Genomic DNA, 20,845 nt, shown 5'->3' with positions numbered 1-20,845 from the left:
GTACTAAGGCTGTTCAGAGAGGTCTATCACGACTCTCTCATCTATTACCGGTTCCTTACGGGGGGAGGCCGACACCCCCAACCGAAAGGCACCCATGACTGGCTGGCTGACAGGCCGCCGCCGTCACCGCCCCGACGACGGCGACACGGCGGCGCCCACGGCGACCGCGGGATCCGCGGACCCGACCCCCCACGACGAGCCCCTGCGCGTCGCCAGCAGACTCCACGCGTTCAACCGCTACGAGCTCAAGTACCTCGTCCCGGTGGAACAGGCGGCCCAGATCCGTGACGAACTCGGTGAGCGGATGGACCGGGACCTGCACAGCCCCGTCGGCGGCTACGGCGTCTGGAGCCTCTACTACGACACGCCTCAGCTGCGCTTCTACTGGGAGAAGATCGAGGGCCTCAAGTTCCGCCGCAAGCTGCGCATCAGGCACTACGGCGACCTCGACGGCGTCACCGACGACTCCCCGGTCTGCGTGGAGATCAAGCAGCGGGTCAACCGGGTGACCCAGAAGCGCCGGATCACGCTGCCGTACGCCGTCGCCCGCCGGCTGTGCGACGGGCGGGAGGAGATAGAGCACTCCGCCAAGGAGAAGGCGTTCGTCCACGAGGTCCTCGAACTCGTCGTCCGGCTCAACCTCCAGCCCACCGCGATCACCGGCTACCAGCGCGAGGCCCTCGTCGGCCGCGACCAGGACACCGGACTGCGCGTCACCTTCGACCGGCGCATCCGCGGCCGTGACCGTGACTTCCACTTCGGCACGGAGCGCCCCGAGAACCGGTTCATCCTCCCGCCCCACATGTCGGTGATGGAGATCAAGGTCAATGAGCGCGCCCCGTACTGGATCACCGACCTGGCGGCCCGGCGCAACCTCAGCCTGATCCGGGTCTCCAAGTACGTCCAGAGCATCGAGGCGTTCGGCCTCGCGCCCCGGTCCGTCTTCCACGTCCGGGAGGAGGACCTGCCGCCGGCGCCCCCCGAGGCCGCCGCCCGGTCGGTCCCGGTGTTCACCGCACCCGTCGTGTCCCCCCGTTCCCCCCTGTCCCCCGTACACCCCACGACCCCCACCACGGAGGTACTGCACCCGTGAACCTCAATCTCCAGGACCTGAGCGGCACGTTCAGCGTCACCGACATCGTGCTGGCCATGGCCCTGTCCTTCGTGCTCTCCACGATGATCGGGTACGTCTACCGCGCCACGCACAAGAACGTCAGCTACAGCCAGTCCTACGTCCAGACCCTCGTCATCGTCGGCATGATCGTCGCCCTGATCATGCTCGTGGTCGGCTCCAACCTGGCCCGCGCGTTCTCCCTGGTCGGCGCCTTGTCGGTGGTCCGCTTCCGCAACGCCGTCAAGGAGACGCGGGACGTCGGCTTCATCTTCCTCGTGATGGCCATCGGCATGGCCTGCGGCGCCCGCTTCTACACCCTCGCCGCCGTCGGCGGTGTCGTCATCGCCCTGATCATCCTGGCGATGAGCAAGTTCAACTGGTTCGCCCTCAACGTCCAGCGCCAGGTGGTCAAGGTCCAGCTCCCGGCCGGCGAGGACCACACCCACGCCATCCAGGACGTCCTGCTGCGCTACACCGACGAGTTCGAGCTGGTGAGCACGGAGTCGATCCGCGGCGGGACGCTGACCGAGGCGTTCTACACGGTGCGCATCAAGAAGGGCCACGAGCCCGGTGAACTGGTCGCGGCCCTCCAGGAGCGGACCATGGGCCAGCGGGTGACCGTCCTCACCGGTTACGACCAGACGGACCTCTGATGGCGACGCCCCGCAGGCGGCTGGTGCACCGCATCCCGCTGCGGCTGCGGCACCACTGGAAACCGAGCGCGCTGCTGGCCGCGGGCATGGTCGTGCTGCTGGTCTTCTTCGGGGACGCCCGCGTCTCCCCGTTCGTCACCAGCGCCTCCCGCGCGGACGCCGACGAGATCACGGAGAACGTCACCGGGCCGGTCGACCTGTTCGACGACTCGCGCACCCACACCATCAGCCTCACGTACGACGAGACCGACTTCGACGACATGATGGCGAAGTACCAGGACGAGGGCGAGAAGGAGTACATCGAGGCCGACCTCACCATCGACGGCGTGTACCTCAACGACGTCGGCATCCGCCTCAAGGGCAACTCCACGCTCCAGAGCCTGCGTCAGACCACTCAGGGCGGCGGGCAGGGCCCCGGCGGGGGCATGCAGGGCGGTATGCAGGGTGGCATGCAGGGCGGCGCGCCGGCGGCGGGCGGTCAGCAGCAGGGCACCGGCCAGGACCAGCAGGCCACCGGTGAGGACCAGCAGAGCACCGGCGAGAACGAGCAGAACACCGGTGAGGACCAGCAGGACACCCAGCAAGGCGGGCAGGAGACCGGGCAGGGGCAGCAGCAGGGCCGGGCGGGAATGGGCGGCATGGCGCAGTACGACCTGTCCGCCGACCGGCCCGAGGAACTGCCCTGGCTCATCAGCATCGACGAGTACGTCGAGGGCCGCGCCTACCAGGGCCACCGGGAGCTGTCCCTGCGGCCCGGCGTCGACGACGCCCTGCCGTTGAACGAGGCCCTGTCGCTGTCCCTGATGGAGAAGTCCGGGCAGACGGCGGAGAGTTTCGCCTTCACCGCCCTGACGGTCAACAACCGGCCGACCGCGACGCGGCTCATGGTCGAGAACCCGAGCAAGGACTACGTCGACACGGAGATCCCCGCCACCGGCGTCGCCTACAAGGCGCGCGCGGGCGGCAGCTTCGACTACGTGGGCGACGACCCCACCGACTACGAGACGTCCTTCAAGCAGCTCAACCTCAAGGGCAGCCAGGACCTCTCGCCGGTGATGCGCCTGCTGAAGTGGGTGAACCAGGCCTCGGACGAGGAGTTCGCCGAGGACCTCGACCAGTACGTCGACGTGGACTCCTTCGCCGAGTACGTGGCCACGCAGAACCTCATCCTGAACTCCGACGACATGGCCGGACCGGGCAGCAACTACGTGCTCTGGTACGACCTCGACACGAAGAAGTTCTCGGTGCTGGGCTGGGACTTCAACCTCACCTTCAGCGGGACGGCCACCACCGGACCCGACGACAACACCAGCATGGGAGGCGGCGGTGGCGGCATGATGCCGGGAGGCGCCGCGGCCGGAGGAACGGCCGCCGACACCGGCGGGGAGACGGCCGGAGGTACGGGCGGGAACGCGCCCGCCACCGGCACCGCGCCCCCGGGCATGCCGTCCGGTATGCCGTCGGGCATGCCCGACGGCGGGGGATGGCCGGCGGGGAACGGCCAGGGCGACGCGCCGAACGGCCAGGACGGCGCGGGACCCGGCGGCGGGGGAGGTGGCGGCATGGGCGGCAACATCCTGAAGGAGCGCTTCCTGGAGACCGACGCCTTCGACAGCGTCTACCACGCCGCCTACCGTGAGCTGTACCAGCAGTTCTACGCCTCGGGCTACGCGCTGGACGCCCTCGACTCGCTCGCCGCGTGGGCGAAGAAGTCGGGTGCCGACGCCACCGGGGTCTCCACCGCGGCGAAGTCGCTGCGCTCCACGGTCACCACCCGGACCAGCAGCCTCGCCGAGAACGAGGTGATCACCGGCTGACCCCGGCCACCCCGTCACCACCGCGCATCGGCGTCCGGACCTCGGCAGAGGACCGGACGCCGATGCCGCATGCCCGGCGCGGTCCCCTTCGCGCGCCCCGGCCGCTCGGCGAAAAGCCAGCCGCTCACCCCGTGAAGTCCCCCTCCGCAGGGCGAACTCCCCTGAGGAGAAAGGGACATGGCCACCCCACAGTGCGCGCACAGAACGTCCCGTCACGTGCGGATGTGCAGCCCGTCCCGTGCGTCCCGGGCTGCCCCGAAGTGCGCTCGCCAAAACACGGTTCGAAAACGGGCTGGTCAACTCCTGTGGAGTTGATCGCAGTCTCTCGTATAGTGACGCCCAGTTGATCGCTGCCTACAGAAGTCTGTTCACATTTTTCGCCAGGACGACACAAAAGGGCCGCCTCCCCAAGCGGCCGCCCAAGGACCCGAGTGATGACCGCGCCCGCCTCCGGCGACCGATCCAGCATCCGAACCCTTCTTCCCCCTGCCCTGCTCACCGCCGCCCTGTCGGCCCTCGCCGTCTGGTGGGCGGTCTCCACCGCACCCGCCGCCGCGCGGGGCCTGGTCGGATCGTGCGGCGTCGCCGCCGCGGTCCTGCTGTGCGTGGCCGTCACGGCCGCCGTGCAGGCGCGGCGCGCGGCACGGACCGCCCGCACCGCGCTGCGCACGGCGACCGCCGACGCCGAGCGGGCCACCCAGGCACGTGACCTCCAGGCCGCGCAGTGGCGTCAGGAACACCAGCGCTACAACGACGCCGCCGCCCACGAGCGAGCCCGCCTCGCCGAGGAGTTCACCCGTGAACGGGCCCGCGTCGCCCAGGAGGGCGACGCCGAGCGCGCACGGCTCGCCGCCGAGGTCCGCAAGCTCACCGCGCAGCTCGACCGCGCCGTCGCCGAACGCGACCTCGCGCTCTCCGCCACCGCCAACGCGGCCGGCCGCATGCAGGCGCTGGCCACCGGAACCCTCGCCGACCTGCGGGCCATGGAGGAACGGCACAGCGACGAGGACGTGCTCGCCGACCTCCTCCACCTGGACCACCGCACGGCCCAGGCCGGCCGTCTCGCCGACTCCATAGCCGTGCTCACCGGCGCGCGCTCGGGACGCCGGTGGGCACGCCCCATCTCGATGGAGTCCATCCTGCGCGGCGCGATGGGCCGGATCAGCGGCTACCAGCGCATCCGGCTGCACTCCGCCAGCGACGCCGCCGTGGCCGGCCACGCGGCCGAGGGCGTCATGCACGCCCTGTCGGAGATCCTCGACAACGCCGCCAACTTCTCGCCGCCCAACGCCGAGGTGCACGTCTACGTCGAGGAGGTGCCGGCGGGCGTCATCGTCTCCGTGGAGGACAGCGGGCTCGTCATGAGCGACGTGCAGCTGCGCCGCGCCGAGCAGGCCGTCTCCGGCGAGGTGACCGATCTCAAGGGCCTCAACGGCACCCGCCTCGGCCTCGCCGTCGTCGGGCGCCTGTCGCGCAAGTACGGGCTGAAGGTGTCGTTCCGGCCGTCCGCGCGGGGCGGCACCGGCGTTCTCATGCTGGTCCCCCAGGACATCCTCACCGCGGCCCCCGTCGAGGCACGGCCGCCCGCCGCCGCAGCGCCCCGGCACACCGCCCCCGCCGACACCCCGCAGCCGGACCCCACCGCCCCCGCCGAGCCCGTCGCCGCCGAGGCCCCCGAGGCCCCCGAGGAGACGGACGCCACCGGCCCGCAGGAGACCGCCGGGCTCCCCAAGCGCCGCCGCGGACGCACCCTGGCCGCCGCCGAGACCGCGCGGGCCGCCGCCCAGAGCGCCGAACGCCGCCAGGACAGCCCCGAGGACATCCGGACCCGCGCCGCCCGCTTCGGCAGCTTCCGCCGGGCGGTCCGCGCGTCCGACGCGGAGGAGCGGACCGGCGGGCACCCGCTGCCGCCGGACCTCGACGACCCGCACTCCTCCCCGCCGGCCGCGCACTCCCCGGACGCCCCGTCCCCGCGCGCCACGACGGCCCCCGACACCCCCACCCCCTCGCACCCGGAAGGCGACACCACCTCATGACCGGCACGACCACCGCCGACGAGAAGCTCACCTGGCTCATCGAAGGACTCCTGGAGCGCACCCCCGGCGCACGGCACGCCCTCGTGCTCTCCCGCGACGGCCTGAAACTGTGCCGCACCCCGGAGCTGACGGTCGACCAGGCCGACCAGCTCGCCGCCATCGCCGCCGGCATCCAGTCGCTGTCGCACGGGGCCTCGATCGAGTTCGGCGACGGCAGCGGAGGCGTGCGCTCGTCGATGACCGAGTTCTACGGCGGGACCCTGTTCATCGTGGAGGCCGGCCAGGGCGCCCACCTGGCCGTGGTCACCAGCGAGGAGGCCGACCCCGGACTGGTCGGACACAACATGAGCGAGCTGGTGGAACAACTCGGCGAGCACCTCACGGCCCAGCCCCGGTCCGCATGAAGCGCCCCGGCAGGGACGACGCCCCGGACCGGCTGTACACCCTCACCGGGGGACGCAGCCGCTCCGGGCCCGACAGCCCCTTCGACCTGGTGACGCTGGTGGTGGCCGAGTGCGACCCCACCCCGGGCATGCAGTCGGAGCACGCGGCGATCCTCACCATGGCGCAGGCCCCCACCGCCGTGGTCGAGGTCGCCGCCGAACTGGGACTCCCCGTGAGCATCACGAAGATCCTGCTGTCCGACCTCCTCGCCTCGGGCCGGGTCAGCGCCCGCCACCCGCAGACCTCAGCCCTTCCCGACCTCGACATCCTGGAGCAGGTGCTCGTTGGCCTCCGCAACCTCTGACGCGCGCACTCCCCTGGGCGCCACCGCCGACAACGGTCTGAAGATCGTGGTCGTGGGCGGTTTCGGCGTCGGGAAGACGACCATGGTCCGCTCGGTCAGCGAGATCCGTCCCCTCAACACGGAGGAGACGATGACGCAGGCCGGAGAGGCCGTCGACGACATCAGCCGGGTACGCGGGAAGACCGCGACCACGGTGGCCTTCGACTTCGGCCGGATCACCCTCGACGCGCGCAACGTGCTGTACCTGTTCGGCGCCCCCGGCCAGGAGCGGTTCTGGTTCCTGTGGGACCGGCTGTTCTCCGGCACCCTCGGCGCGGTCGTCCTGGTCGACACCCGCCGCATCGACGACTCCTGGTACGCGATCGACCGGCTGGAGAAGCACGGCACGCCCTTCATCGTGGCCTGCAACGACTTCGGCGGTCCCGGCCACGCCCACGAGGACGTCCGTGAGGCCCTCGACCTGGATCCGGACGTGCCGCTGGTCGACTGCGACGCCCGCTCCCGGGAGTCGAGCAAGCAGGTCCTCATCACCCTCGTCCAGCACATCAAGAACCGGTACACCGGGCAGGCGGCCCGAGCCGCCGCGTCACCACGGGAGTTCGCGTGACCACCGACGCCGTTCCACTGGGCGGCCCCCGCTTCCAGACCGACCCCGCCCAGCTGTACCGGGAGATGCGCCGCGACCACGGTGCCGTCACCCCGGTCCTGCTGGACGGGGGCGTCCCGGCCTGGCTCGTGCTCGGCTACCGCGAGCTGCACCAGGTGACGGGCGACCCGGTCCTCTTCAGCCGCGACTCCGAGCTGTGGAACCAGTGGGATGTCATCCCCGGCGACTGGCCCCTGCTGCCGATGATCGGCCGCAAGCAGCCGTCGATCCTCTACACGGTCGGCGAACGGCACCGCGAACGCGCCGCGATGATCAGCAACGCCCTGGAGGAGGGCGACCCGTCCGACCTGCGGCGCCACTCGGAGAGGTTCGCCGACGAGCTGATCGACGCGGTCTGCGCCGCGGGAGAGGCCGACCTGATCGGCCAGTACGCCATGCTGCTGCCCGTACGGGTGCTGGCGCGGCTGTTCGGCTTCTCCGACGAGGAGGGACCGGGCCTGGTCACCGCCCTCAACGACATGATCGACGGCCGGGAACGCGCCCTCGCCGGCCAGAGCCACCTGGCCACCTCCATGGCGGAACTGGTCGCCGCCCGCCGGGCCATGCCCGCCGACGACGTCGTCTCCCGGATGCTGGCCGACCCGGGCGGCTTCACCGAGGAGGAGGTCATGCAGGACCTCATGGTGATGTTGGCGGCCGGCCATCAGCCCACCGCCGACTGGATCGGCAACTCCCTGCGCCTGATGCTCACCGACGACCGGTTCGCCGCCTCCCTGTTCGGCGGCCGCAGCAGCGTCGCCGAGGCGATGAACGAGGTGCTCTGGGAGGACGCGCCCAGCCAGAACGTCGCGGGCCGCTGGGCGTCGCGCGACACCCACCTCGGCGGCCACCACATCCGGGCCGGCGACCTGGTGCTGCTCGGTCTCCAGGCCGCCAACTCCGACCCGCAGGTACGCCCCCACGGCTCGGCGCTCACCGGCGGCAACAACGCCCACTTCTCCTTCGGCCACGGCGAGCACCGCTGCCCGTTCCCGGCCCAGGAGATCGCCGAGGTGATCGCCCGGACGGGCATCGAGGTCGTGCTGGACCGGCTGCCCGACATCGACCTGGCCGTACCGGCCGCATCCCTCACCCGCCGTCCCTCGCCCTGGCTGCGCGGGCTCACGGAGCTGCCCGTGCGGTTCACACCCACCCCTGCCCTGGGAGGCAACTGACCATGACGTTAGGCACCGAAGAACTGCGGATCCCCCTCGACCCCTTCGTCAGCGACCTGGACGGCGAGAGCGCCAAGCTCCGCGCGGCCGGACCGCTGGCGGCGGTCGAACTGCCCGGCGGCGTCCCCGTGTGGGCCGTCACCCACCACGCCGAGGCCAAGGCGCTGCTGACGGACCCGCGGCTGGTCAAGGACATCAACGTGTGGGGCGCCTGGCAGCGCGGTGAGATACCGCCGGACTGGCCCCTCATCGGCCTGGCCAACCCCGGCCGGTCCATGCTGACCGCGGACGGCGCCGACCACCGCAGGATGCGCACCCTGGTCGCCCAGGCCCTCACCCCCCGCCGGGTGGAGGAGATGCGCGCCCGCATCACCGAGCTCACCGAGAGCCTGTTAGAGCGCCTGCCCGCCGACGACGACGGCGTCGTCGACCTCAAGGCGGAGTTCGCCTACCCCCTGCCCATGTACGTCGTCGCCGACCTCATGGGCATCGAGGAGAGCCTGCTGCCGCGGCTGAAGGTGCTGTTCGACAAGTTCTTCTCCACCCTGACCCCGGGCGAGGAGGTCGTCGCGACCCTGGTCGAGCTGTCCGGGATCATGGCGGAGACGGTCGCCGCGAAGCGCGCCGAGCCCGGCGACGACCTGACCAGCGCGCTCGTCCTGGCGTCCGAGGACGGCGACCGCCTCACCGACGAGGAGATCGTCTCCACCCTCCAGCTCATGGTGGCCGCCGGGCACGAGACCACCATCTCCCTCATCGTGAACGCCGTGGTGAACCTCTCCACCCACCCCGACCAGAGGGCGCTGGTGCTGTCCGGCCAGGCCGACTGGTCGGCGGTGGTCGAGGAGACCCTGCGCTGGTCGACGCCCACCTCCCATGTGCTGATCCGGTTCGCCACCGAGGACGTGCCGGTCGGCGACCGGGTGATCCCGGCGGGCGACGCGCTCATCGTGTCGTACGCCGCCCTGGGCCGTGACGAGCGGGCGCACGGCCCGACGGCCGGTGACTTCGACATCACCCGCGAGACCCGCACCCGCCACATCGCCTTCGGCCACGGCCCGCATGTGTGCCCCGGCGCGGCCCTGTCCCGCCTGGAGGCCGGCGTGGCGCTGCCGGCGCTCTACGCCCGGTTCCCCGGACTCGACCTGGCGGTGCCGCCGTCGGCGCTGCGCAACAAGCCGGTCGTGACCCAGAACGACCTCTTCGAACTCCCGGTCAGGCTCGGCCCCCCGGCCGTCTGACACCGCACGCCGCCCCGCCGCCGGTCCGCCCCGCCGCGCCGGCACTGGCACCGGCCGGCGGGAGCGGCACCCCGGGCACCCCGGCCCCTCCGTACCGCCGGCCGGCCGGCCACCCGTACGGCGCAGTGTGCCGTCCCGGACGCCCCGGCCCCCTCCGCACCGGCAGCCGGCTGGCCACCCCTACGGCGCAGTACGCCGTCCCGGACGAGGGGCGGTCGGACGCCGCGCCGGAGCGGGGGACGCGCCCCGTGCCGCGGCGCCGGGTGGCCGCGGCCGATCCCCGGAGTCGGGTGCGGCCACCCCGGCGGGGGCCCTGCGCCGCCGGACGGACCCCGTGACACTACTGTCCTCGGCATGACCGAAGACTCCCTGCGCTCCGTCACCGTCGAGCGGACCGCCACCGGCCGCTTCACCGCCACCAACGCCCGCGGCGGCGTGATCACTCTCGCCGCCGGCGCGGGCCCGGACGGCGGGAGCGAGTTCACCCCGGTCGAGCTGCTGCTGGCCGCGATCGGCGGCTGCTCGGCCGTCGACGTCGACGTCTCCACCAGCCGCCACAGCGAGCCCACCGGCTTCACCGTCACCGTGACCGGACACAAGGTCACCGACGGGCTCGGCAACCGGCTGACCGACCTCGAGGTCACCTTCTCCGTCGCCTTCCCGGACGGCGCACCCGGTGACCGGGCCCGCACGATCCTCCCGCGGGCGGTCAAGGCGTCCCACGACAGGCTCTGCACGGTCAGCCGCACGGTGGAGACCGGCACCCCCGTCACCACGACGGTCACGGACGCCTGACGCCGGCCGGCCCGGACGTCATGGGCGCCCGGGACCGTCCTGCGGGGTGCCGGCCTGCGGATCGGGGCCGGCGGCGGAGGCGATCCCGGCGCGGGCCGCTTCGAGCTGGGCGGCGAACGCGATGCCGAGGAACAGGGCGACGCCGGTGACGTTGGCCCACAGCAGCAGCGCGACGAACGCGGTCAGCGGCCCGTAGACCGCGCCGAACGCGGCGCTGCGGCCGACGTAGAGCGACAGCAGCCAGGTGGCCGCGACCCACAGGACCAGGTGGACCGCGCTGCCGACGGCGAGCCAGGTGTAGCCCGGCTGCCTGCGGCGCGGCGACCACCGGAAGATCACGGCGGAGGCGATCCAGGCCAGCGCCGCGCCCACCACGACCTCCAGCGTCTGCCACCAGCCGTGCCCGCCGCCACCGGATCCCACGGTCGCGGTGACGGCGTCGCCGACCGCCTCCCCGGCCACGAGCACCACGAACCCCAGCACCATGGGCAGCCCCGCCGCCAGCGACAGCAGCACGGCCCGGCCGTACTTGCGGGCGAAGGGACGGTCGCGCTCGATGCCGTAGATGCGGTTGGCGCCCCGCTCGATCTGGCCCATCGCCGACGCCAGGTTCAGCACGGCGAAGCCCAGGCCGAGCCAGAGCGCCAGGGCGCCCCACACATCGCCCCGGGCGCTGCGCCGCGTCCCGGCGAACGCGTCGTCGAGCAGGTCGGCGCCGGCCCCGGGCACGATGTCCGCGAGGGTGCGCTCGACGACGCGGCCCACCGCGTCGGTGTGCACGGACGCCGCCAGCCCGACCAGGGCCAGGGTGAAGGGCACCAGGCCGAGCACGATCTGGAAGGCGAGCGCCCGCGCGTTGGTGAAGCCGTCGGCGTAGCGGAACCGGGTGAAGGAGTCCACCAGCAGGCGCACGCCCCCGTAGTGGCGCAGCGCGGCCAGCGCCTCGTCCCCGGACAGCTCCTCCCCGATCATGTCCCTGGTCTGCGGAACGTGGACGGCGGTTCCCATCGCGGGCGGGCTCCCTCCCGTGCGGCCGGATGTCACTGGGGACCGCGTGCCCGGTCCGGCCGCCCGTGAACGGCCCGGCGGCGACGTGAGGCCGGTCAGGCGTTCAAGGCGTGGCGCGGTGTGGGGTAGCAGGCGATGAGGGTGTCGATGCCGACGAGCTGGAGGGTGCGCAGGACGGGCTGCCGGACGTCCGCCAGGCGCAGCCAGCCCGGCGCACCGTGGGCCTGGTGGGCGGCGATGAGGACGTTGATGCCGCTGGAGTCCAGGAACGTCACGCCGCCCAGGTCCACCACGGTCCGCGGCCCCACGGCTCCGTCGGCGGGGATCAGCGCCCGGCGGAGGGGGCCGGCGGTGTCGTGGTCGACCTCGCCCGTCACCGTGACGACCACGACCTCGTCGACGATGGCGCGGGAGACCGTCAGCCGTTGCGGTTCTGCCACTTCGCCGATGTCTGCCACTCTTCCTTCTCACGCTCAGTGAACTTCGGGCCAGCGTCCTCCCGAGAGCCTGCCCCGGAATGCCACGGGGGATGCCCGGACGCCGCCGTTCGGGGCGGAGCGGGCCTGTACGAGGTGGGCGTGGGTACACGCCGCCTGTGAACGGGGCAGCGAAGGTGGTTCGGACGGGACCGGGAGCCCTCGGTGAGGGCCCGACAGCACCGGGAGACGACTCCCTGCACATCACGGCCGCGCTGGAGGACGGCGGTGCGTGCATCGCCGCGGGCCGTGACATCGCGGCGGACTTCCTCACCCGGGCGCGGGCGGTCCACGGCGTGCCGGTGACGGCCCGCACGGTGGACCTCACGCGACTGGTGGTCAGCGAGCTGGTGACCAACGCGCGCAAGTACGCGCCCGGCCCGGTGCTGCTGGAGGTGCGGGTCGGCGAGGGGGTGGTGGAGGTGAACGTGTGGGACACCGATCCGGTGCTGCCGGTGGCCCGGACCGCCGACCCGGGCCGGGTGGGCCGGCACGGGCTGGAGATCGTGCTGGCCGTCGCCAGGGAGTTCGACGCGCGGCGGGAGCCGGTGGGCAAGCGCGTCACCGCCCGGATCGCCCTGGAGGAGGACCCGGTCCCGCCGGGCGGGACGAGCGCGGACCGTCCCCGGTGACGCGGTGACGCGGTGACGCGGTGACGCGGTGACGCGGTGATGCGGTGATGCGGTGATGCGGTGACGCGGTGACGCGGTGACGCGGCTGGCGCGGCCGGCGCCCGGTGCCTGACGTGCCGGTTCCGGGGTCCGCCCGCCCGGCGCCGCGCGTGCGGCCGCGTACGACCGCACACTGGGCATATCGACCCGGCCGCCCCGGATCCCCACGACGTCGGCGGCCGTGTTTCCCCCCGGATCGGGAGGGCAACTCGGTGCCGACGGAACGCCGACGCCTCCCCCGACATCCCGAAGACAGACCCGCTCCCGCGTGCCCCGAGGAGGCCGGATGACCATCACCCCGCCCGCACCGCCCCGCCGGCCGGGTCCGCGCATCGGCGTGCTCGGCTCCTACGGCGGATACAACACCGGCGACGAAGCCATCCTGACCTGCGTCCTGAGCTGCCTGCGCGCGCACCGGCCGCACGCCCGGCTGGTGGTGCTCAGCCGCGACGTCGAGCACACGCGGCTGCACCAGCCCGAGGCCGACGAGGTCGTCGGCTGGGAGGGCGTCCCGCAGAAACCCGTGCTCGACGTCCTGGCGGGCCTGGACCTGCTGGTCCTCGGCGGCGGCGGCATCCTGTACGACGGTGAGGCGCGCCGGTACCTGAGGCTCGTGGGCGCCGCCCAGGCCCGGGGCGTGCCGACGTTCGCCTACGCCATCGGCGCGGGCCCGCTGCGCGACGCGGACGACCGGGCGGCGGTGCGCGCGGTGCTGCCCGCCCTGGACGAGCTGGTGGTGCGCGACGAGGAGTCCAGACTCGTCCTGGAGGAGGTCGGCGTCGACCGGGACCTCACCGTCACGGCCGATCCGGCGCTGCTGCTGCCGCCGGAGCCGTTCACCGAGCAGATGATGCGCCAGGAGGGCGTCCCGGCCGGCGTCAGACTGGTGGGGATGTCCGTGCGCGAGCCGGGCCGGGCGGCGGAGAAGCTCGACGAGGGCGACTACCACGCGCTCCTCGCCGACGTCGCCGACTTCCTCGTCCGGCGGCTCGACGCCCACGTGGTCTTCGTCCCGATGGAGCGCCAGGACGTCCGCCACGCCCACGGCGTGCTGTCCCGGATGACCGCACCGCACCAGGGGCGCATCCTGAACAACTCCTACAGCCCCGGACAGGTCCTCGGCTTCATGAGCCACCTGGACCTGGTGGTCGGCATGCGTCTGCACTTCCTGATCTTCGCGGCGATGTCCGGCCTGCCCCTGCTGCCGCTGCCGTACTCCGGGAAGGTCTTCGACTTCGCCCGCCGTATGGGCGCCCCCGCCCTGGTCGGTGTGGACCGCGAACAGGCGGGACTGCTGCTGGCGGAGGTGGACCGGCTCTGGGACGAGTTCCCCCAGCGGCACGCCGACCTCGACGACCGCGTCCGGCGGCTGCGGGACCTGGCGCGGGAGACCTGCGTCCGCTGCGGCACGGTCCTCGACGGCATCCAGGCCGGCGGGCCCGCGGTCCGCCACGAACACCTCGAAGCCGGTGCGGGCGCACCGCTGGGGGCGGCGGCGAGCGCCGCCCCCGCCTGACCGCCCCGCCCGCACACCCCGGCGACCGGCCACTGGCCCCGTCGGCCGGCCACCGGCCACCGGCCACCGGCGGCCGGCCGACGGGAAGACGGTAAGACGGGAAGACGGGAAGACGGGAAGAAACCATGCCCCTCCTGGAACCGCCCCGAGAGCCCCGCACCGTCACCCTGCCCCCGCGCCCCGCGCGCCACGGGGGCCGGGTGGACGTCCTGGTCGTCGGCGGCGGGCCGGCCGGCACCGCCGCGGCGCACGCGGCCGCCGACGCCGGGGCCGACGTCGTCCTGGTGGAGCGGTACGGCTTCCTCGGCGGCAACGCCACCGCCGCCCTCGTCATGCCGCTGATGTCGTTCCACAACGAGAAGAAGCAGGCCGTGTTCGACGACGACGGCCTGGACAACCGGCTGCTGCCCTCCGACCACGGCGAGGGAGAACCGGTCGTGGCCGGGTTCCTGTGGCGGCTGCTGGACCGGCTCGGCGCGCGCGGCGGCTGCATCCAGCCGTCGCTGGACACCGGCTACACCGTTCCCTTCGACCCGGAGATCTTCAAGCTCGTCCTCCTCGACCTGCTCGACGGAGCGGGCGTCCGCCTGCTGCTGCACGCCTTCGCGTCCGCCGCGCTGCCCCTGGACGACGGCTGGCGCGTCGTCTTCGAGACGAAGTCCGGCCCCGTGGTGATCGACGCGGGCGTCGTCGTCGACGGCACCGGCGACGGCGACGTGGCGGCCGCCGCCGGAGCGCCGTTCGAGGTGGGCCGGCCCGAGGACGGGCGGGTGCAGCCGATGACGCTGATGTTCCGCGTCGCCGACTTCGCCGCCCCCCGCTTCGCCGAGTACGTGCGTGAGCACCCCGACCAGTGGCGCGGCGTCCACGGACTGTGGGACCTGGTCGAGGAGGCCACCGCGGCGGGCGAACTGCGTCTCGCGCGCGAGGACGTCCTGTTCTTCGGCACCCCGCACCCCCGCGAGCTCAGCGTCAACAGCACCCGGGTCACCAACGCCCTCGGCATCGACGTGTGGGACCTCACCCGCGCCGAGTGCGCCGCCCGCCGCCAGCTGGAGCAGATCGACCGCTTCCTGCGCACCCGCGTCCCCGGCTTCGAGGAGTCGTACGTCGCGCAGAGCGGCACCCAGATCGGGGTGCGCGAGACGCGCCGCATCCTCGGCGACTACCACCTGACGGGCCACGACATCCTCGGCGCCCGCTCCTTCCCGGACGTCGTCGCGCACGGCGCCTACCCCGTCGACATCCACAACCCGCGCGGCCGGGGCACCGTCCTCAGACGCGTACCGCAGGGCCGCTTCTACGACATCCCCCTGCGCTGCCTGCTCCCCGCCGGCACCGAGCGGATGCTCGTGGCCGGGCGCTGCATCTCCGGCTCGCACGTGGCGCACTCCTCCTACCGCGTGATGCCCATCGCGATGGCCACCGGCCAGGCCGCGGGGGTGTGCGCGGCCCTCGCCGTACGGCTCGGCCGGGTCCCGCGCGCGGTACCCGCCGACCTGGTGCAGGAGGAACTGCTGCGCCAGGGCGCCCGGCTGCGTCGCGGCGCCGACCGCGAGCCGCCCGTCGACAGCGAGCCGCCGGTCGACGGCGGGCCGCGGACCGCGAGCGCGGCACGGACCGCAGGCGAGGCCCGCGCCGAGGGCGGACGGCCCACGGCGTCCGACGACCCGGCGTGACGGACCGCCCGCGGGCCCCGGCCGTCGCGGGACCGCCGGCCGTGCAGAGCGCCGGAACCCCGCCGCAGCCGCCGGCGCGGGCGACGGCTGAGGCGGGGCTCCGCGGGGCACCCGGAGGCCCTGCGCATCCGCACCGCACCGAGAAGCGCCATCCGCATCGAGCATCGAGAAGCACCATCCGCATCGAGAAGCGCCATCGCACCGAGCAGTGCTATCCGCATCGAGAGGCACCATCCGCACCGAGGGTGACATCCGCACCGAGGAGTGACCTCCGCACCGAGGAGTGAGGGGAGCGGGCCATGGAACGGAAGAGGCCGCGGTCGGAACGGGACGACGACCCCGCCCGCCGCCTGCGCGCGATCGGCGCCGACGTCTTCGGCTGGGACACCCTCCTGCCCGAGCAGCTCACCGCCATGGAATGGGTGCTCCGGGGCGAGGACGCCCTGGTCGTCATGCCGACCGGGGCCGGCAAGTCCGCCGTCTACCAGGTCCCGGCCGTGCTGCTGCCCGGGCCGGTCGTGGTCGTGTCGCCGCTGCTGGCCCTCCAGCGGGACCAGATCGCCGGCCTGCCGGACGGCGACCGCGCCCCCGGTGCCGTAGCGGTCAACTCCGACCTCGGCGCGGCAGGGACCGAGGCCGCCTGGGAGGCGGTGCGCCGGGGCGACGCCCGCCTGCTGTACCTCTCGCCGGAGCAGCTGGCCAAGGAAGAGGTGGTGGAGCGGCTGGCCGAGGCACGTCCCGCCCTGTTCGTGGTGGACGAGGCCCAGTGCGTGTCCTCCTGGGGCCACGACTTCCGCCCCGACTACCTCCGCCTCGCCCAGGCGGTGCGCCGCGTGGGCGGACCGCCGGTCCTGGCCCTGACCGCGACCGCCGCCCCTCCGGTGCGCAAGGAGATCGCCGAGCGGCTGGGCATGCGCCGGCCGCGGGTGATGGTGACCGGCTTCGACCGGCCGAACATCAGGCTGGAGGTCCGCCGGTTCCAGGACGAGGACGACCGGCGCCGCACCGTGGTCGAGCGGGCCGCGGCGGAGCCCAAGCCGGGCATCGTCTACGCGGCGACGCGCAAGGACAGCGAGTTCTACGCCGGGGAGCTGTCCGCGCTGGGCCTGGCCGCCGAGGCCTACCACGCCGGGGTGCGCGCCGCCGAGCGCGCCCGGATCCACGACGCCTTCCTCTCGGGCGCGGCGGACGTGGTGGTGGCGACGTCGGCGTTCGGCATGGGCATCGACAAGGAGGACGTGCGGTTCGTGCTGCACGCGTCGCTGCCGGGCTCCCTGGACGCCTACTACCAGGAGATCGGCCGCTGCGGCAGGGACGGCCGGCCGGCCCTCGCCGTCCTGCACTACCGGCCGCAGGACACGGGGATGCGCACCTACTTCGCCGGCCGCACCCCGAGCCGCCACACCTTGTCCGACGTCACCGACGCCGTCCACGACCACCGCGGGGAACCCGCCGGCCTGGACGAGCTGCGCCAGGACACCGGCCTGTCCAGGAACCGGGTCACCGCCGCCGTGAACCTGCTGGAGGAGGCCGGTGCCGTCGCCGCGGGGGAGGAGGGCGAGGTGCGGCCCGCCCCGGGGGTGTCCCCCGGCCGGGCGGTCGAGCGGGCCGCGCGGGGCGCCGACGCGCACCGCCGGACCGAGCGCACACGGGTCGAGATGGCCCGGGCGTACGCCGAGACGACCGGGTGCCGACGGCACCTCCTGCTCGGCTACTTCGGCGAGGAGCACCGGCCGCCGTGCGACGCCTGCGACATCTGCGACGGCCCCGACCGTGACGACGCGGCCGCCGCCGAAGCCGCTCGCGAGGAACGGCCCGCCCACCCCGCGGCGGCCGCCTATCCGGTCGGCACCGAGGTCCGGCACGAGCAGTGGGGCGAGGGAACGGTGCTGAGCGAGGACCAGGACCGCATCACCGTCCTCTTCGACCGGGCCGGCTACCGCACCCTCTCCCTGGAGGCGGTCGCCGGCCGCGACGACCTGCTCGAAACGGTGCGCCGGCCGGGCGAGGACCGTCCGCCCGCCTGACCCGCCCGGCCCGGCCCCCGCCCGGAACGCAAGCCGGAGCCCCGCGCCGCATACCAGCCATACGAACGCCCGATGGCCCTCTCCCGACGCCTTTCTTGTTCTGGCCAAAGGCCCTACCTACGCTGCCACCACCGCACTCCGGCGGTACGGAACAAGGGACAGCAGCAATCATGGGTCGACTGGCCGGGAAAATCGCCTTCATCAGCGGCACGGGAGCCGGAATCGGAAGGGCCGCCGCCCAGGTATTCGCAGCGGAGGGCGCCCAGGTATTCGGCTGTGACATCGACGAGGACAACGCGGCGGAAACCGTCGAACTCGTGGAAAAGGCCGGGGGCGTCATGCGGTCCCTCGCCCCCGTCGACCTCTCCACCCCGGAAGGGGCCCGGGAGTGGATCGAGGCGGGCGTCGCTGCCTTCGGCGGGATCGACATCCTCTACAACAACGCCTCCGCGCTGCGGAACGGGCCGTTCGAGACCATGCCCGCCGAGGACTGGTACTTCACGATCAAGAACGAACTGGACATCCCGTACTTCTGCACACAGGCCGCCTGGCCGCACCTGATCGCCCGCGGCGGCGGCGCCGTCCTCAACGTCGCCTCCGTGGCCGCCGTCCGCGGCGCGCCGTTCATGCCGATGGTGCCGCACGGTGCCGCCAAGGGCGGGGTGCTGGCGATGAGCAAGCACCTCTGCGCGGCCGGAGCGCCGCACCACATCCGGGTCAACACCATCGCCCCCGGCATGACCCGCACCTCCGCCACCGCGCCCTTCCTGGACGACCCCGACGGGCCGAAGGCCCAGCTGGAGGCGCGGATCCCGGTCGGGCGGGTCGGGCAGCCGGAGGACATCGCGCGGGCCGCGGCCTTCCTCTGCTCGGACGAGGCCGCCTTCGTCAACGGCGCCAACCTCATGGTCGACGGCGGCGACAGCGCGATGGCGGGCTGACCCGCCGTGACCACCCGACTCGACCACGTGGGCGTCACCGTCCGCGACCTCGCCGCCCAGACCGCCTGGTACACCACCGCCTTCGGCCTGAAGAACGTCTTCGCGTTCCACCTCGAAGGCCCCGGACTCGAAGGCGTCGTCCTGGAGCACCCGCACGGCTGGCGGATCGAGCTGCTCGCCCGCCCCGGATCCGTCCCCGGCCTGCGGGCCCCGGACCCGCTGACCGCCGCCCTCACCGAGGGGTACGGGCACTTCGCGGTCACCACCCCCGAACTCGACCCCGTCCACGCGGCCCTCCTGGCCCACGGGGCGGGCGAGGTCGTGCCACCCGGACCCTCCCCCGAGCCCGGTGTGCGCATGGCCTGGGTCAGCGACCCCGAGGGAAATCTCATCGAACTCATAGAGAAGAACGTCGCACAGCACGCCGACCGGAAAGCAGAGTGAGGGCCCGCACGATGACGGAATCGATTTCCTTGAAGAGACTCGACCTGGGAACGCTCATAGCGTGCTGCCTCGCGGTCGCCGCGGCGCAGATGTGTATCACGGTACCCACGCCCATCAACGGAGAAATCCAGGCCGCTTTCGGCGCGTCCGGTTCCCAGGTGGCCTGGGTGACCTCCGCCTTCATTCTCCCCACCGCGATTCTTGAACTGAATTTCGGTGTGGTGGGCGATCTCTTCGGGCGCAAGCGGCTGCTCGTCTTCGGCGGTTTCGTGCTGGCCGCCGGTGAGCTGCTCAACGCCACCGCCCAGAACATCGAGATGCTGTGGATCGGCCAGGCCCTGGCGGGCATCGGCGCCGCCGCGCTCTTCCCGAGCTCCCTCGCCGTGATCGCGGCCGCCACCCCCGGCGAGAAGGACCGCGCCAAGGCCGTGTCCACCTGGGCGCTGAGCATCTCCATCGCCTCCGCCGTGGGCCCGCTCTCCTCCGGTGTGCTCGCCACCTACGTCGACTTCCACTGGGCGTTCGTGCCCCCGATCGTCCTCGGCCTCGCCGTCGGCGTCTCCTCCTGGATCCTCGTCACCGACTCCAAGGCCCCCGAGGGCCGCTCCCTCGACTGGCCCGGCCAGATCACCATCGCGGTCGGCCTCACCGCCCTGCTGTGGGGCATCATCGAGGGCGGCGAGCGCGGCTGGACGAACCCCGCCATCGTCGGCTCCCTCGCACTGGCCGCCGTGTCACTGGTCGCCTTCTTCCTCGCGGAGAAGCGGTCCGCCTCCCCGATGTTCAACCTCGACCTGCTCAGGATCCCGTCGTTCGCCGCGGCCGCGGTCGTCGCCCTGGTCGGCATGTTCGGCTTCATCGGCACCGCGTACTGCGTCTCGATCCGCCTGGGCGCCGTGATGCACCTCAGCGCGCTGAAGGCCGGCATGCCCTTCGTGATCCTCCAGCTGATCCCGCTGCTGCTGGCCCCCGTGCTCAGCAAGATGCTGACCCGGGTGGACGCCCGCTGGCTGCTCACCGGCGGTCTGCTCCCCATGGCGGCCGGACAGTTCTGGATCGCGGCGCTGCCCGTCACCACCACCTCCCTCGCGGCCTTCATCGGCCCGGTGCTGCTGCTCGGCGTCGGCTTCATCTGCGTGGTGTCCTCGCTGACCTCCGCGGCCGTGAACGCCGTACCGCTGCACATGACCGGCATGGCGTCCGGCGCGACCAGCCTGGTCCGCGAGTTCGGCCAGGGCCTCGGCCCGGCGGTCATCAGCACCATCGCGATGAGCGCCGCGTCCGCCGCGCTGGTCGGCAAGCTCAGCGGCGCCGACGCCGGCATGGAGGCGGCGGCCGGACCGCTCGCCGTCGTCAACGCCGGCAGCGACAGCGCCCGGGCGGCCGCGCAGGCCGCCCTCGGCCACGGCATGGCCGTCGGCGTGGTGATCTGCGGCTGCGCCTCCCTGATCGGCGCGGTGGTCACCCTGCTGCTGGTCCGCAAGAACGCCGCCCGGGAGACGGCGCCGGCCGGCGAGGCGGCCGTCCAGGCGGCGTCCGCCTGACACACGGACGCACGGACGCGAGAAGGCGGCCGGGGCTCACCAGCCCCGGCCGCCTTCCGTGTGTCCCGGCCCGTACCGACCGACCGACCAGGTTCTCCCGGCCCGCACCGATGACCCCGATGCGCCCTCTCACGCACGTACCGACGCCCCCGACGCCCCCCCTCGCGCCGGTACCGACGCCCCCGACACACCCCCCTCGCGCCGGGGGGGGGGGGCCCCGGGGGGGCCCCCCCCGGGGCCCGGGGGGGGGGGGCGGGCCCGCCGGGGCCCCCCCCCCCCCGGGGGGGGGGTTGGGCGTCAACGGGGCGGGGGCC

General features: G+C 73.3%; 19 protein-coding genes. 17 read left to right on the top strand and 2 right to left on the bottom strand.

The window, feature by feature from the left end:
* Positions 1-94: 94 nt before the first annotated feature.
* From ACFYWQ_RS37425 to ACFYWQ_RS37380, 10 genes are all read left to right on the top strand, one after another.
* Positions 95-1,093: a polyphosphate polymerase domain-containing protein gene (locus tag ACFYWQ_RS37425; RefSeq protein ID WP_389523235.1), complete on the top strand. Its 999-nt coding sequence runs from the start codon at positions 95-97 to the stop codon at positions 1,091-1,093.
* Entirely contained in the window at positions 1,090-1,767 is a 678-nt protein-coding gene (locus tag ACFYWQ_RS37420; protein WP_385063386.1) for a DUF4956 domain-containing protein, read from the top strand. Before ACFYWQ_RS37425 ends, ACFYWQ_RS37420 begins: the two co-directional genes overlap by 4 nt.
* Positions 1,767-3,584, top strand: a complete 1,818-nt coding sequence (locus tag ACFYWQ_RS37415; RefSeq protein WP_389523231.1) for a CotH kinase family protein — start codon at positions 1,767-1,769, stop codon at positions 3,582-3,584. The genes ACFYWQ_RS37420 and ACFYWQ_RS37415 overlap by 1 nt, the downstream gene beginning before the upstream one ends.
* A 434-nt stretch (positions 3,585-4,018) precedes the next feature.
* A complete protein-coding gene (locus tag ACFYWQ_RS37410) occupies positions 4,019-5,620 on the top strand; it encodes an ATP-binding protein (RefSeq protein WP_389523228.1) in 1,602 nt (533 codons plus the stop codon).
* On the top strand, positions 5,617-6,024 hold the full coding sequence (locus ACFYWQ_RS37405) for a roadblock/LC7 domain-containing protein (protein ID WP_385063380.1): 408 nt from the start codon (positions 5,617-5,619) through the stop codon (positions 6,022-6,024). Before ACFYWQ_RS37410 ends, ACFYWQ_RS37405 begins: the two co-directional genes overlap by 4 nt.
* Positions 6,021-6,368, top strand: a complete 348-nt coding sequence (locus tag ACFYWQ_RS37400; RefSeq protein ID WP_385063379.1) for a DUF742 domain-containing protein — start codon at positions 6,021-6,023, stop codon at positions 6,366-6,368. Before ACFYWQ_RS37405 ends, ACFYWQ_RS37400 begins: the two co-directional genes overlap by 4 nt.
* A gap of 13 nt (positions 6,369-6,381) precedes the next feature.
* The gene (locus tag ACFYWQ_RS37395) at positions 6,382-6,975 is read left to right on the top strand and encodes an ATP/GTP-binding protein (protein ID WP_389523716.1); all 594 of its coding nucleotides are present in this window, start codon (positions 6,382-6,384) and stop codon (positions 6,973-6,975) included.
* Positions 6,972-8,189: a cytochrome P450 gene (locus ACFYWQ_RS37390; RefSeq protein WP_389523224.1), complete on the top strand. Its 1,218-nt coding sequence runs from the start codon at positions 6,972-6,974 to the stop codon at positions 8,187-8,189. The genes ACFYWQ_RS37395 and ACFYWQ_RS37390 overlap by 4 nt, the downstream gene beginning before the upstream one ends.
* Before the next feature lie 2 nt (positions 8,190-8,191).
* Positions 8,192-9,430, top strand: coding sequence for a cytochrome P450 (locus ACFYWQ_RS37385; protein WP_389523221.1), 1,239 nt, complete (start codon positions 8,192-8,194; stop codon positions 9,428-9,430).
* A gap of 354 nt (positions 9,431-9,784) precedes the next feature.
* Positions 9,785-10,225, top strand: a complete 441-nt coding sequence (locus ACFYWQ_RS37380; protein WP_389523218.1) for an OsmC family protein — start codon at positions 9,785-9,787, stop codon at positions 10,223-10,225.
* An 18-nt stretch (positions 10,226-10,243) separates the two neighbouring features.
* Here the strand turns inward: ACFYWQ_RS37380 and ACFYWQ_RS37375 are convergent, their stop codons facing one another.
* Together ACFYWQ_RS37375 and ACFYWQ_RS37370 are read right to left on the bottom strand one after the other, a co-directional pair.
* Positions 10,244-11,233, bottom strand: coding sequence for a YihY/virulence factor BrkB family protein (locus tag ACFYWQ_RS37375; RefSeq protein ID WP_389523215.1), 990 nt, complete (start codon positions 11,231-11,233; stop codon positions 10,244-10,246).
* A 95-nt stretch (positions 11,234-11,328) separates the two neighbouring features.
* The gene (locus ACFYWQ_RS37370) at positions 11,329-11,691 is read right to left on the bottom strand and encodes an STAS domain-containing protein (protein ID WP_389523212.1); all 363 of its coding nucleotides are present in this window, start codon (positions 11,689-11,691) and stop codon (positions 11,329-11,331) included.
* A gap of 137 nt (positions 11,692-11,828) precedes the next feature.
* Here ACFYWQ_RS37370 and ACFYWQ_RS37365 point away from each other — a divergent pair, with 137 nt between their 5' ends.
* From ACFYWQ_RS37365 to ACFYWQ_RS37335, 7 genes are all read left to right on the top strand, one after another.
* On the top strand, positions 11,829-12,341 hold the full coding sequence (locus ACFYWQ_RS37365) for an ATP-binding protein (RefSeq protein ID WP_389523209.1): 513 nt from the start codon (positions 11,829-11,831) through the stop codon (positions 12,339-12,341).
* A gap of 325 nt (positions 12,342-12,666) precedes the next feature.
* Complete coding sequence (locus ACFYWQ_RS37360) at positions 12,667-13,896, top strand: polysaccharide pyruvyl transferase family protein (protein ID WP_389523206.1); 1,230 nt, start codon at positions 12,667-12,669, stop codon at positions 13,894-13,896.
* Between the two features lie 125 nt (positions 13,897-14,021).
* A complete protein-coding gene (locus tag ACFYWQ_RS37355) occupies positions 14,022-15,575 on the top strand; it encodes an FAD-dependent oxidoreductase (protein ID WP_389523204.1) in 1,554 nt (517 codons plus the stop codon).
* Positions 15,576-15,874: 299 nt separating this feature from the next.
* Complete coding sequence (locus ACFYWQ_RS37350) at positions 15,875-17,602, top strand: RecQ family ATP-dependent DNA helicase (protein WP_389523201.1); 1,728 nt, start codon at positions 15,875-15,877, stop codon at positions 17,600-17,602.
* A gap of 170 nt (positions 17,603-17,772) precedes the next feature.
* Positions 17,773-18,543, top strand: a complete 771-nt coding sequence (locus ACFYWQ_RS37345) for an SDR family NAD(P)-dependent oxidoreductase (protein WP_389523198.1) — start codon at positions 17,773-17,775, stop codon at positions 18,541-18,543.
* A gap of 6 nt (positions 18,544-18,549) precedes the next feature.
* Complete coding sequence (locus tag ACFYWQ_RS37340; protein ID WP_389523195.1) at positions 18,550-18,987, top strand: VOC family protein; 438 nt, start codon at positions 18,550-18,552, stop codon at positions 18,985-18,987.
* Positions 18,988-18,998: 11 nt separating this feature from the next.
* Positions 18,999-20,531, top strand: coding sequence for an MFS transporter (locus ACFYWQ_RS37335; RefSeq protein WP_389523192.1), 1,533 nt, complete (start codon positions 18,999-19,001; stop codon positions 20,529-20,531).
* Positions 20,532-20,845: the final 314 nt, after the last annotated feature.

The organism is Streptomyces sp. NPDC003247, from assembly GCF_042888135.1.
In the GTDB taxonomy this organism is placed as follows: Bacteria; Actinomycetota; Actinomycetes; order Streptomycetales; family Streptomycetaceae; genus Streptomyces.
This window is presented reverse-complemented; position numbering and strand designations above follow the sequence as displayed.